Origin of the sequence: Streptomyces sp. NRRL S-118 (assembly GCF_000716335.1) — a bacterium.
Taxonomy (GTDB): Bacteria; Actinomycetota; Actinomycetes; order Streptomycetales; family Streptomycetaceae; genus Streptomyces.
This window is the reverse complement of the sequence record NZ_KL591003.1, coordinates 76,217-88,573: the sequence shown is the minus strand read 5'-3', so window position 1 is coordinate 88,573 and position 12,357 is coordinate 76,217. Positions and strand designations below refer to the sequence as shown.

The window sequence follows — 12,357 nt, the reverse complement described above, 5'->3', positions numbered from 1 at the left end:
GGAGCCGGGTGAGGATTCACCACCGTTCCGGCCACTGACGGAACAGGCTGTCGACCGGTTCCACGGTCCGCATTCGACGGGGACGTCCCACCACGGAACACCGGTCCGGACCCGGAACCCCATGCCGTCGATCAGCTGCCGCCGAGGCCGGACGGGGCGGCCGCCCCACCTTGGCACCCTCCGGAAATAGCGGCTCCAGCATCGCCCACTGCTCGTCCGTGGGATCTCTCCGACCCATGAACCGTGATCATTCACGGCCCGAGATCAACTTCCGATGCACGGCCTAGCCGGCCCGGCCGGGCGGCGTCGTCCGGCTGCCGGTTTCGACGGCCACGGGAGTGGCGTCGGTGTTGAGGTCGAGACCGCAGGTACCGGTCGCCGTCACGCCGTCCTGGCCGGTGAGCAGCACCGTGGCCCGGCCGTCGCGGTCCTTGCTGTAGGCGGCGGTGCAGATCAATTGGCGCACAGCCGTCGCGTCCAGCCCGCCGAGGGCGAGGGGAAGGTTCACCATGACCTTTCCATCCCCGGAGAGCCGGACCCGGACGCCGTCGGCCGTGACCCGGGGCAGGGAGGTGCCGAGCCCGGCGGCCTTGTCGGCCTCTCCCGGGCCACTGAGCAGCGCGGACATCGCGCTCTCCGGCACCGCCGGCGGAGCCGCCCCGTCGGCCTGCCGATACTCGTCGCCGAAAGGGTTCCGGGGTGGGAACGACCGGATCACGGGCGTCAGCTTGCCGTGCGGCATCCGGAAGAACAGCAGCGCGTCGTAGCCGGGTTCGACGAAGGCCTGCACACTGGCCGGACCGCCCGCCTCGATGACGTCGGTCTCCTGGATTCCGCATCCGGCGAGCAGCAGGGCTGCTGCCATCGGCGCGGCGGCGAGCACCGGACGGCGTGTGTGCCACCGCCTCACGCGCCGCCCCCTCCCGTGCCTCCCTGACTCACGCGCCGTCCCCTCCCGTGCGTCCCCTGACTCACGCGCCGTCCCCTCCCGTGCGCAGCGGTATCTCCACGGTGAAGACGGAGCCTCCCCCCGGCAGGTTCCCCGCGCGGACCGTCCCACCGTGCAGCCTGACGTTCTCCAGAGTGATCGCGAGCCCCAGACCGCTGCCCGCGGAGCGGGTACGGGCCGCGTCGGCTTTGTAGAAGCGGTCGAAAATGTGCGGCAGTACTTCGGGCCGGATGCCGGGGCCGCTGTCGGCGACCTCGGTGACCAGCACGGGCACCCCGCCGGAGCTCATCTCGCTGCGCAGCCGTACGGTGACGGGCGCACCGCCGTGCCGCAACGCGTTGCCGACGAGGTTGGCGATGACGATGTCGAAGCGGCGCGGGTCGAGCCGTACACGGATCCCGTCGGGCAGTTCGGCGCGGACCCGGCCGTCCGTCCAGTGCCGGTTGTGCAGCGTCTTGCGGATGGCCTCCGCCGCGTCGAGTTCGTCGGTGTTCAGCTCCGCCGCCCGCGCGTCGAAGCGGGATATCTCCATCAGGTCCTCGACGAGGACGGCGAGCTTTCCGGTCTCCGAGCTGATCAGCCGCACCGCCCGGGCGGTGTCGGGGTCCAGCAGGCCCGCGTCCTCGTCGAGGACCTCGGTGACCGCGAGCATGCCGGCGAGCGGCGTGCGCAGCTCGTGCGAGACGTCGGACGCGAAACGGCGGGCGCGCGCCTCGGCCTGGCGCAGTTCCCGCACGGAGTGCTCGAGCTTGCCCGCGGACTCGTTGAAGGTGCGGGCGAGGTCGGCCAGTTCGTCCCTGCCCCGCACGCGGATACGGGTGTCGAGCCTGCCGCTGCCCATGCTCCGGGCGGCCTGGCGCAGTTCCCGCACCGGCCGCAGCACGCTGCGGGCGGCGAGCAGGCCGGGCAGCAGGGCGACGGCGAGTCCGGGCAGTGCACCGTCGCGGGCGGCGGTCATGAGCGCGTCCACGTTGATCTGCTCGTCCGTCATCCGCATGACGGCGTACAGGATCAGCCCGGTGGGCAGCACACCCTGGGGACCGGTCCGGAAGACCGTGGGCATGGCGATGGTCAGATACGGGACCCCGTCCTTGACGACCCGCTGGAAGCTGCCGTGGGGATCGGCCCGCGCGGCCCGCCGCAGCTGCGGGGTGATGACGCCGGAGACGGGGCTGGTGCCGGAGGAGGCACGGATCGAGCCGTATTCGGCGAAGACGACCCAGGGGTGCGGCTTGCCCTTGCGGGCGATGTCGCGCAGGACCTCCTCCATGCCCTCGCCCCGTACGGGCAGGGGGAAACCGGTCTGCTGGACCTGATCGCGGAACGACGAGACGGCCGTGTCCTGCGCGGTCTTCAGCAGGGCGCTGCGAGCCTCGCGGTAGGTCAGCGCCGCGGTGGTACCGGCGCTGACGACCGCGACCAGCAAGAACGCCAGAACCAGGCGCGTGCGCAGACCGAACGCCCACGCCCGCCGCGCCGGCCACCGCCCGCCGGCGCCGGAGCGCCTTCGCCGGCCGGCGGGACGTCCGCCCCCGGGGTGCTCCGCGCCGTCGCATCCCGGCACATCGCCGTCGCGGGCCGGGCCGCCGCCGGCCTCGGCGCTTCCGTCGGCCGGACCGCTGTACGCCCCGGCGCCGGGCACCGCGCCGAGGCCGTGCCCGCTTGCGTCCCCGTTCCCGTTCCTGCCGCCGTTCCTGCCGCGGCGCCCCCGGCCGAGGATGGGCGTCCCGGTCACAGCGGCCCGAAGCGGTAGCCGAAGCCCCGCAGCGTCTGGACGTACCGGGGGGTGCCGGAATCGTCCTCGATCTTGTTGCGCAGGCGGCGGACGCACGCGTCGACCAGGCGCGCGTCGGCGTGGTAGCTGTGCTCCCACACGTGCTCCAGCAGTTGCTGACGGCTGAAGACCTGCTCCGGGGCGGCGGAGAGGTGGAGCAGCAGTTTCAGCTCGGAGGGAGCCAGCGCCAGGTGCCGGCCGGCCTTGGTGACGGTCAGTCCGGCCCGGTCGATGGTGAGGTCGCCGTGGATCTCCGTGGCCGGCCGTCCCGGGCCGGTGTCCTCGATACGGCGCAGCACGGCACGGATGCGCGCCTCGATCACGTCGGGGCGGGCGGGCTTGACGATGTAGTCGTCGGCGCCCGCCTCCAGTCCCACGATCATGTCGAAGTCGTCGCCGCGTGCGGTGAGCATGATGATGGGCAGCTGGCTGTCCTCGCGGACGCGCCGGCAGATCTGCACGCCGTTCATGCCGGGCAGCATCAGGTCCAGCAGCAGCAGATCGGGGCGGAACTCGCCCAGCGCGGCGAGTCCGGCCTCGCCGGTGGCGGCCGACCGCACCTCGTGGCCGCGGCGGCGCAGACCGAGTTCGACGCCTTCCCGCACGGCGGGGTCGTCCTCGATGAGCAGTACGCGGGGCATCAACAGTCTCCTCGATGATGATTCAGCGCCGGGCCAGTCGTCGGCGTACGCCGGTGATCAGCGCGTCGAGTTCGGTCAGCCGCAGCGGACGGGCGAGCAGCGCGAAGGTGAGCACGATGACGGCCGCTCCGGCGGCCGTCGCGGCCGGAACCCCGGCCCGTGCGGCCCCGGTCGCCGCCAGATGACCCAGCGCGGCGGCGGGAACGGCGGCGAGGAGCAGCCGTGCGTGTGCCACGACGGCGGACGACCGCCACGGCCGGGCCACGACCAGCCGACGGCTCAGCACCCGGCCCGTGACCGCCCAACCCGCGAACAGTGCCAGGGAGTACGCCGCCGCCATCCCCGTCACCGCCCAGCGGGCCGGCAACAGCTGGGCGGCGGACACGGACAGCCCCGCGTTGAGGGTGACGATCACCAGGTTGAGCAGGAAAGGCGTACGGGTGTCGCCGAGCGCGTAGAAGGTGCGGGAGAGCACGTACTGGCCCGACATGGCGACGAGTCCGGGCGCGAACGCCATCAGGATCCCGGCCATCGCGGCCGTGTCGCCCGCGCTCGTCCTGCCGTGACCGAAGACGAGGGCCATCACCGGGTGCGCGAGAGCGAACAGCATGCAGGCGGCGGGAACGACCGCGGCCGCCGAGGCGCGCAGGGCGTGCGAGACGTCCCGCCGCAGGGCCGCGGTGTCCGCGTCGGCGGCCGCCGCGCTCATCCGGGGCAGCAGCGCGGTCACCAGGGAGACCGTGATGATGCCGTGCGGCACGACCCACAGGGCATAGGCGTTGTTGTAGGCGCTGTAGCCGGGGCCTCCCTGCAGGCCCGCGGTGGTGGCCAGCCGGGTCGTGACCCAGTAGGCGGCCTGGTTGGCCAGGACCAGCAGCACCAGCCAGCCGGCGGACCGCAGGGGGCGCGTCAGTCCGCTGCCCCGCCAGTCGAAGCGCGGCCGCCAGCGGAAGCGGGCCGCGCGCAGCCCCGGGACGAGGGCGAGTGCCTGGACGGCGATCCCGGCGGTGGTCCCCCAGCCGAGCAGCGCGGTCTCGGTCGCGGTGAGCGTGTCCCCGCCACCCATGGCCAGCGCCAGAAACAGACCGAAGACGCTGATGACGACCACGTTGTTGAGGACCGGGGCCCACATCATGGCGCCGAACCGGCCGCGTGCGTTGAGCACCTGCCCCAGCAGTGTGAACAGTCCGAGGAAGAAGATCTGAGGCAGGCAGTAGCGCGCGAACGCCGTCGTCATCGCCGCCTGCGGACCGCTGTAGTCGGTGTAGGCGTCGACGATCGCGGGGGCCGCCCACACCGCGGTCGCGGTGATCGCCAGCAGGGCTACGACGCAGACCGTGACGAGCCGGTCGGTGTACGCGGCCCCGCCGTCGTCGTGCTCCTTGGCCGCCTTGACCAGCTCGGGCACGAAGACGGCGTTCAGTGCGCCGCCGAGGAGCAGCATGTAGACGATGGTGGGCAGTGAGTTGCCGACCGCGTAACCGTCCGCCGTGGGTCCGATCGTGCCGAGCGCCGCGGCGACCACGGCGGAACGGACGAAACCGGTACCCCTGGACACCAGGGAGCCGGCGGCCATGACCGCACTGCTGCGCGCTGCGGAGACCGCCTTGCGGGCGTCGCCGGGTACGGCTCCCGCGCGACTGCCCGTACCGGAGCCGCCGTCCGGCGCCGTGCTCGCCTCCGTACCGGAGCCGCCGTCCGGCGCTGTGCCCGTCTGCGACATCGGCGGCCTCACCGGCGGTTCAGGTACGCCTGGAAGGCGCGGTGAAGCGTCTGATTGGCGGTGCCGCCCAAGGCTCTCTCCCATTCCCCCAACGTCTCGACGACCTGTCCGCCGGTGCCGAGCTTCCACCGCAACAGTCCGTACGCACGTTCGCCAGGGTCAAGGGTGGAGGGTACCCCGCGCATGTCGTAGACGTCAGCGCCCAGCGCGTGGGCGTCCAGCAGCATGCGCCATTGCAGGGCGTTCGACGGCCGTACCTCCCGGCGGTGGTCGGCGGAGGCGCCGGTCTGGTACCAGACCCTGTGGCCCACCGTGATCATGGTGTGCGCGGCGAGGACCTCCCCGCGGTGGCGGGCCAGGTAGAGCTTCATCCGGCCCGGCTCCTCGGCGTTGAGCGCCGCGTACTGGCGTTCGTAGTAGCTGAGCGAGCGGCCGAGCCGGAAACCGTCGCGCTCCTCGGTGATGCGCAGCAGCCGGTAGAACTCGGGCAGGTCGGCCGCACTGCCCACGACCACCTCCACGCCTTCCTTCCGGGCGCGCCGGACGTTGCGCCGCCACTCCTGGTTCAGCCCGGACCACAGATCCTCGGTGCTGCGCCCGGCGAGGGGCACGTGGAAGACATGGCGCGGCTGGGCGTCCCCGTCGTCCCCCGATCCGTCACCGCCGCAGCGGCGCCAGCCGCGGGCGCGCAGCCGATCGGCCACCGCGGTGCCGAGCGGGTCGACCTCGCTGGCGAGGACGTCGCCCAGACGCCTGTCCGGTCCGCCGAGCGACTTCAGCAGGGCCGCGTCCCAGCGCCGGTAGGCAGGCGAGGGACCGATGCGCACGGCGAAGGCGCCCGCGCCGCGCAGGTGCTCGAGCAGCGGGCCGAGCCAGCCGTCGATGTCCGGGTCCGCCCAGTCGGCGACGGGTCCCTCGGGAAGGTAGGCGAAGTACTTGCGCGTACCCGGCAATGGACGCAGCAGCACCAGCGCCACTCCCGTCAGCCGGCCGGCCTGCGGATCAGGACCCCAACCGACCAGCTGGGCACGCCAGCCCTCCTTGACGTCGGCCCAGGACGGGCACTGCAGGAATCCGGCGCCGAGCGCCGCGCCGTCGCGGGAGGCGAGAAAGGCCCGGTAGGTCTCGGCGGTGACGCATTCCAGCCTGAGGGACCGGTTGCCCTCGTCGTGAGGGCGTCGGGGCGGTACGAGCAGCGCTGACACGGACTGGGCCTCTCCTTCTCCCCGGACGGTCGCGGGGTTGCACGAGATGCTCACAGCCGCCCGTGACCGTCCCGCGCGGCGAATGTGACCGGACCATGACCGTTCCTCACCAGTCGCCGTCACATTGCTCCGCCACCGCTGACCTGCGCTTCTCCGCATCTACAGTCACGACATCGGCTGCCCGGCCCTTCCTTGCCGGCCCTCGCTCCCTTCCGCCCCGGAGGTCCTGTTGCACCGCATTCGTGTCCGCGTCCACGCCCCGGTACGTTCCGCCGTCGCCGTGGCCCTGTTCGCCTCGCTCGCGGCCGCCTGTTCCGCGAACCCCGCTCCGCCAACGGCGGACGCCGGCACGGCCGGGAAGGACGGTGACCGCCCCGTCACCGTGACGGTCACTCCCACGGGCCGGCAGGCCGCGGCCGGCGAGCCGGTGAAGGTCACCGCGGCGGACGGACGCCTCACCTCGGTGACCGTCACCGACGCCAAGGGCCGCGAACTCGCCGGCAAGGTCGCCGCCGACGGCCGCTCGTGGATCTCCGAGCGCAAGGCCGTACCCGGCACGGCGTACGCGGTCACGGCGGCCACCCGGACCCGGGGCGGCACCGCCGGCACGAGCCGGGCCTCCTTCGCCACCGCCCCGGCGGCCAAGGTCAACAAGGTCGACTGGCGACCGGGCGCCGGCGCCACCGTCGGCATAGCCCAGCCGATCTCGCTCGTCTTCGACAACCCCGTCGAGAACCGCGCCGAGGTCGAGAAACAGCTGAAGATCATCACTTCGAACGGCACCGGGGGATCATGGGGCTGGATGCGCGACTGGTCGGGCAAGGACCGGGTGGACTGGCGACCCGAGAAGTACTGGAAACCCGGCACCAAGGTCACCCTCGACGCCCGGCTGAACGGCACCGACTCCGGCGACGGCGGCTGGTTCGTGCGCGACTACACCACCACCTTCACCATCGGCGTCCAGCAGATCGTCAAGGTGGACCTGGACAGCCATCAGCTCACGCTCCTGCGCGACGGCAGGACCGTCCGGCGCATCCCGGTCTCCGGCGGCACGCCCGGCGGCGACAAGCGTTCCTGGCGCGGCACCGCCGTCCTGATGGCCAAGGAGGGCACCATCAACATGAACTCCGAGACGGTCGGCCTCGGTGACGCCTACGACAAGATGGTCGACTACTCGATGCGGCTCACCTGGTCGGGCATGTACGCGCACGCCGCTCCCTGGAACGCCCGCTGGTTCGGCAACGCCAACCGCAGTTCGGGCTGCATAGGAATGAGCAACGCCGACGCGGCCTGGTTCTACAGCCAGGTACGGGCGGGCGACCCGTTCGAGATCACCGGCAAGGACACCAAGGGCGTCGTCGCGCCGGCCAACGGCTTCGGCCAGTGGAACCTGTCGTGGGCCGACTGGCAGCGGCGAAGCGCGCTGCGCTGACGGGCGGGCCGCGACGGCTCGTCCGGCGCCGTGCCGCGGCGCGGGAGGCCGGCGCACATGGCCCGGTCCTCGCGATCGTGGCCCAGGCTGTGCGCACGTGACGGCGCATGCGTCGGCAGAGGTGGCGACGGGCGCGGCGGCGCGCGGTTCGAGGCGCTCGCCGCGCCGGTCGGCGCACAGCCGGCGGCCGTGGCCGACGACGACCACCGCGCCGGGGAACGAGGCCGGCGCGGCGGCCACCACGGCGGCACGGCGCCGCGTCTGCCTCTCCTGAGTGACCGGACGCTCCAAGGGCGTCCACGGCGCGCCGACCCGACCGCCCCGGGTGACGCGGTCAGTTGGTCAGGGCCTGCTCGATGGTGGGATGGCAGGGAATGACCGCGTCGACGCCGACCAGCTGGAGCACGCGCAGGACGGCTTCCTGAGCGCCGGCGATGCGCACCCACCCGCCCGCGCCGCTCACCTGCTGGTGGGTGGAGACGAAGACGTTGATCCCGCTGGAGTCCATGAACGTCACACCGCCGAGATCCGCCACGATCCGTGGAGGGGCACCGTCCTCGCACCGCAGGGCTTCGCTCAGCTGGTCCTTGACATCGTGGTCGATCTCGCCCCGGAGAGTAACCACCCGGACACCCTCGACCATGCGGTGCCCGGCAGAAAGCCGGGCCGGCCGGTCCGCGTTCTCGATGTGGGTCACGATCTCCTCGACTGCGCTCGGGCTTGCACGGGTCAGGGCTTGCGCGGACGATTCTGCCCCACTGCCGCCGCCGGATGCACCCGGGCGGCTGCGCCCGGCGAAACCCGTACGGCATGCATGGCATGGATCGGGGTAGAGGCGCGCGTAAACGGGGAGTGAGGCGAGGCCGGTGGGATCCCAAGCCGACGGTGACGGCTGCACGGCGCCGGACGCGTACCTGATGCGGGCCGGCTACGCCCTGGGCGGGGACGACGGCTGCATCGCGAACGCCCGCCACCACGCCGCCGCCTTCCTCGACCAGGCAGGCGACGAACATCACCTGCCGGTCTCCGCACGTGTGAAGGACCTCACCCGGCTGGTGGTCAGCGAACTGGTCACCAACGCCCGCAAGTACGCCCCCGGCCCGGTGCTGATGGACCTGCGCATCACCGCCCGTGCCGTGGAGGTCGTCGTGTGGGACAGCGACCCCGCGGTCCCCGTCGCCCGGGCCGCGGATGCCGGCAGAATCGGCCAGCACGGCCTGGAGATCGTCAAGGCCGTCACCGAGGACCTGTTCGTGGAGCAGGAACCGGTCGGCAAGCGCATCACGGCCCGCATCAGCCTGGCCGACACACCCAGCGACTCCGCTGCCGGCAGCCGGGCGTGAACACTCACCTTCTCCCTGGTCGTGCGGCTCCGTGATCGGGATGGCCGGGGTCGATGCGAGAGGTTGCGACCCGCATGGGCGCGCTTCCGGTGACGGGCCCTGACCCCCGGTGGAAGCTGCGCATTTCCCAGGCGTCCCTCGGCGTCGTCGCCGAACGACGTGTGGCTCCTCCGCTGTCCGGCCCGCGGTCCGTGGCCCCGCGCGGCTGCTCGCCGGCTGGTGGTCTTCTCGCCGGACTCCCGTTGCCGGGCCCGGCGCCCGCCCGCCGCCGGTCGGTCCTGCGAAGCCCCGAGTCCGGAGTCCGGCCGGGGTGCGGGGCCCGCCGCCCCGGCGGCCTGTCGTGCGCCGCCGGGGCGGCCGCGGGCGGGGGAGAGGTGCTCACCCTGCCGTGAGCTGCTCACTCTTCCGGGGCCCGGAGGGCGTGCGCCTGGCCTGGCGGCGGTCGATCAGCGACAGGAGCGGGCCGGTCATCGAGGTGGTGACCACCGCCATCACCAGCAGCGCCAGATACAGGCCGGAGGTGAGCACTCCGGCGCTGTACCCGACCTGGAGCAGGACGATCTCGGTGAGCCCCCGAGTGTTGAGCATCACGCCGACGCGAAGCGCCTCGGCGTGCTCCTCCCCGCCCAGACGGGAGACCGCGTAACCGCCACCGATCTTGGCGAGCACGGCCAGGACCGTCGCCAGGATCGTCACCAGCCACGGAATGCCGCCCGAGCCCGTCCATATCCTCAGCCCCGTGGCGATGAAGAAGACGGGCACCAGCCACAGGCCCAGGGTGGACACCCAGCGGACCGGTGCGTCCCAGCGAGGCGAGTCGGGCGGGACCATGAGCCCCACCACGAACGCGCCGAAGATCGCTGTGAGTCCCCAGGACTCCGCCACGCCCGCCGCGAGGAGCACGCAGACGCCCAGGACGACGGCCACCAGCCAGGGCCACCGGGCGCACAGGCGCTCGGCCTGAGTGGTCCTCAGCAGGCGGCGGCCCAGGGTGGCCGCCAGCACTCCGGTCACCAGTACGGTGGCCGCGGTCGCGACACCGCCCGAGCCGGGCTGGGCGATGCCGATCACCACGGCCAGCAGCAGCCAGGCGACGGAGTCGATGAGCGCGGCCGAGGTCAGCGAGAGCCGCCCGGCGCGGGTGGCGGTCAGGCCGCGGTCGGCGAGGATCCTGGCGAGCACGGGCACCGCCGAGACCGCCATGGTGGTCGCCAGCAGCAGCACGAAGGCCAGGGTGGGCGCGGCCCCCCGCAAGGAGGGCTGGTCGTACCAGACGAGCCAGCCGCCGAACGCAGCGCCGACCGCCAGGGAGGGCACGAGGGTGCCCAGTGCCGTCCAGCCGATGGCCCGGTCCCGCAGGCGGGAGGCGTCCAACCGCAGTTCGTGGGCCACGCCCACGAGGAACAGCACCAGTCCGGCATGCCCGAGGTCGCGCAGCGGCTGCAGCACCTCGGCCGGTAACAGCACGGACTGCGCCTCGGGCCAGGCCCAGCCGAGTACCGCCGGACCGAGCAGCATGCCGAACGCGATCTCGCCGACGACGCCGGGCTGCCCGATCCGGCGGGCCAGCCGGCGTCCCAGGTGGCCGACGACCAGGAAGGCGCCGAGTGCGGCGATCGCGTGCGCGGCCACGGGAAGTGTCACCGGCCCGCCGCTCCATCCCCCGCCGCGTCGCTGTCCGCTCCGTCGCCCGAGCCGTCCGCCGTCAGGAAGCCGACGGCGCGACGGACCACGGCCTCGTCGCGCAGCACCTTGGTGTGGCCCAGGTCCCGCACCCGCATCAGCTCGGCCTGTCCCCAGGCCGCCACCAGCGCCTCGCTGTCGGTGATCGGCGACTCCGGGTCGTTCTCGTCGTGGACGACGAGCAGCCGGCCGGTGAAGTCCCGTGCCGCGAGTGCGGGTTCGATGGCGTCGAAGGAGATGCCGAGCCACTCCTCCGCACGCGCGCGAACCAGCCCGATGGCCTCCGGCGACACCTGCATCACCTGGCCGGAGCGGCGCCAGAGGCTGGTGTAGCTGCTGATGGGGTTGACGAACACGGCCCGCTCCAGCGTTACCCCGCGCGACATGGCGTAGGTCGTGGCCGCGGCGCCCAGCGAGTGGGCGACGACGGCGTGGAAGGGACCGAACCGCTCGTGGGCCGCCTCGACCGCCTTGGCGAAGTGGATGACGGAGGACTCCCCTCCCTCGGACTCGCCGTGGCCGGGGAGATCGGCGACGACCACCGCGCAGCCCGCCCGGGCGAGCGCGTCCGCAAGGACGGTCAGGTGCCCGGCGTTGCCGGCCCAGCCGTGGACCAGCAGGATCCGCCGCTCGCCTTCGCCCCAGAGGTAGTGGACCACCTTGCCGCCGTCGACGACCTCGACCTCCTTGGCAGCCTGTTCCAGGATCGGCCGGGTGGCGTTCGGAGGCTGCGTCCGCATCGGCGTGAAGGCCAGCCGGCGCAGCTTTTCCGTGATGTCGGTGTCCAATTGATCGCCCCTTACCTTGCTTCTTCCATGCTCCGCAGGTGCGCGGAGATGATCTTCCGTACCTCGGGTGAGTCCACGATGTCGAAGTGTCCGGCGCCCTCGACGAGTTCCACGGTGGAGTTCCGCCAGCTCGCATGCAGATCCCCGGCGTGAACGGGCGGCACGTAGTCGTCGGCCGTGCCGTGGACGACCAGTCCCGGCACGTCGATCGCTCGGGCGGCCTCGAGCGCCGAGTACTCGTCCCACACCGTCTCGCCGAACCTTCTCTCGATCTCCCCGGCCACCCCCCGGACCCGGTCGTCGTCGAGGGCGTTCATCTCGGCGAACCTCTCGACCAGGAACATCTTGGCGGGCGGGGAGGAGATCGAGATCACGGTCCGGGCGGCCACCCCGGCGTGCCACGCGGTGAGGGCCCACAGGCCGCCCATCGAGTGGCCGACCACCGCGTACAGGCCGGTGAGCCGGTCGTACAGGGCGCGCAGGAGGGCGCGGATCTCGGCGGGGTCACCCGTGGTGCCCAGCGCCTCCCCGTGCGGCGGCACGTCGAACAGCACCACCCGGTAACCCTGGGCCAGGAGTTCTTCGGCGATGGCCACCATGCTGCCCAGATGGGTGTTCAGGCCGTGGACGAGCAGGACGGTGGGGCCGCTGCCGCTCTGGTAGTACTTGTAGAAACGGCCGTCGACCTTGACGGTGTGGGAACGGCACCGATTGAGGAACACCTTGGTGAACGGGTCGTGCGGCAGCTTCACGACCGTGTAGAAGCGTTCCACGAGGTCGTCCACGGATTCGGTTCGGCTCACAGCGCATTCCTCGATC

General features: G+C 72.5%; 11 protein-coding genes. 2 read left to right on the top strand and 9 right to left on the bottom strand.

All coding sequences use genetic code 11. The annotated features are described in order from the left end of the window. Nucleotides 1-283 precede the first annotated feature (283 nt). From IH00_RS0107145 to IH00_RS0107125, 5 genes are all read right to left on the bottom strand, one after another. On the bottom strand, nucleotides 284-910 hold the full coding sequence (locus tag IH00_RS0107145; protein ID WP_199819703.1) for a hypothetical protein: 627 nt from the start codon (nucleotides 908-910) through the stop codon (nucleotides 284-286). 61 nt (nucleotides 911-971) lie between these two features. Further along, nucleotides 972-2,513 carry an ATP-binding protein gene (locus IH00_RS0107140; protein WP_078887644.1) on the bottom strand — a complete coding sequence of 514 codons (1,542 nt, stop codon included), beginning with the start codon at nucleotides 2,511-2,513 and terminating at the stop codon, nucleotides 972-974. A 167-nt stretch (nucleotides 2,514-2,680) separates the two neighbouring features. Further along, nucleotides 2,681-3,364 carry a response regulator transcription factor gene (locus IH00_RS0107135; RefSeq protein WP_031070783.1) on the bottom strand — a complete coding sequence of 228 codons (684 nt, stop codon included), beginning with the start codon at nucleotides 3,362-3,364 and terminating at the stop codon, nucleotides 2,681-2,683. Between the two features lie 22 nt (nucleotides 3,365-3,386). Continuing rightward, nucleotides 3,387-5,087, bottom strand: a complete 1,701-nt coding sequence (gene murJ, locus IH00_RS0107130) for a murein biosynthesis integral membrane protein MurJ (RefSeq protein ID WP_078887603.1) — start codon at nucleotides 5,085-5,087, stop codon at nucleotides 3,387-3,389. An 8-nt stretch (nucleotides 5,088-5,095) separates the two neighbouring features. After that, nucleotides 5,096-6,292, bottom strand: coding sequence for a lipid II:glycine glycyltransferase FemX (locus tag IH00_RS0107125; RefSeq protein WP_031070780.1), 1,197 nt, complete (start codon nucleotides 6,290-6,292; stop codon nucleotides 5,096-5,098). A 229-nt stretch (nucleotides 6,293-6,521) separates the two neighbouring features. On the opposite strand from IH00_RS0107125, the gene IH00_RS0107120 reads away from it, so the two are divergent. Then, a complete protein-coding gene (locus tag IH00_RS0107120; RefSeq protein ID WP_031070777.1) occupies nucleotides 6,522-7,724 on the top strand; it encodes a L,D-transpeptidase in 1,203 nt (400 codons plus the stop codon). A gap of 334 nt (nucleotides 7,725-8,058) precedes the next feature. On the opposite strand, the gene IH00_RS0107115 is transcribed toward IH00_RS0107120, so the two are convergent. Further along, complete coding sequence (locus IH00_RS0107115) at nucleotides 8,059-8,421, bottom strand: STAS domain-containing protein (RefSeq protein ID WP_031070775.1); 363 nt, start codon at nucleotides 8,419-8,421, stop codon at nucleotides 8,059-8,061. 169 nt (nucleotides 8,422-8,590) lie between these two features. Here IH00_RS0107115 and IH00_RS0107110 point away from each other — a divergent pair, with 169 nt between their 5' ends. Next, the gene (locus tag IH00_RS0107110) at nucleotides 8,591-9,067 is read left to right on the top strand and encodes an ATP-binding protein (protein ID WP_039946509.1); all 477 of its coding nucleotides are present in this window, start codon (nucleotides 8,591-8,593) and stop codon (nucleotides 9,065-9,067) included. Between the two features lie 378 nt (nucleotides 9,068-9,445). Here IH00_RS0107110 and IH00_RS0107105 read toward each other — a convergent pair whose 3' ends face one another. The 3 genes from IH00_RS0107105 to IH00_RS0107095 are packed head-to-tail and all read right to left on the bottom strand — an operon-like array spanning nucleotide 9,446 to nucleotide 12,341. Next, nucleotides 9,446-10,711 (bottom strand): cation:proton antiporter, encoded by a 1,266-nt coding sequence (locus tag IH00_RS0107105; RefSeq protein WP_052411229.1) that lies wholly within the window; start codon nucleotides 10,709-10,711, stop codon nucleotides 9,446-9,448. Then, complete coding sequence (locus IH00_RS0107100; RefSeq protein WP_052411228.1) at nucleotides 10,708-11,538, bottom strand: alpha/beta hydrolase; 831 nt, start codon at nucleotides 11,536-11,538, stop codon at nucleotides 10,708-10,710. Before IH00_RS0107100 ends, IH00_RS0107105 begins: the two co-directional genes overlap by 4 nt. 11 nt (nucleotides 11,539-11,549) lie before the next feature. Beyond that, nucleotides 11,550-12,341 (bottom strand): alpha/beta fold hydrolase, encoded by a 792-nt coding sequence (locus tag IH00_RS0107095; RefSeq protein WP_052411227.1) that lies wholly within the window; start codon nucleotides 12,339-12,341, stop codon nucleotides 11,550-11,552. Between the last annotated feature and the right edge of the window lie 16 nt (nucleotides 12,342-12,357).

Excerpts from the sequence above, each read along its gene's own strand:
- IH00_RS0107135 (WP_031070783.1), bottom strand. The coding sequence starts at position 3,364 with ATGCCCCGCGTACTGCTCATCGAGGACGACCCCGCCGTGCGGGAAGGC.
- murJ (WP_078887603.1), bottom strand. The coding sequence starts at position 5,087 with ATGTCGCAGACGGGCACAGCGCCGGACGGCGGCTCCGGTACGGAGGCG.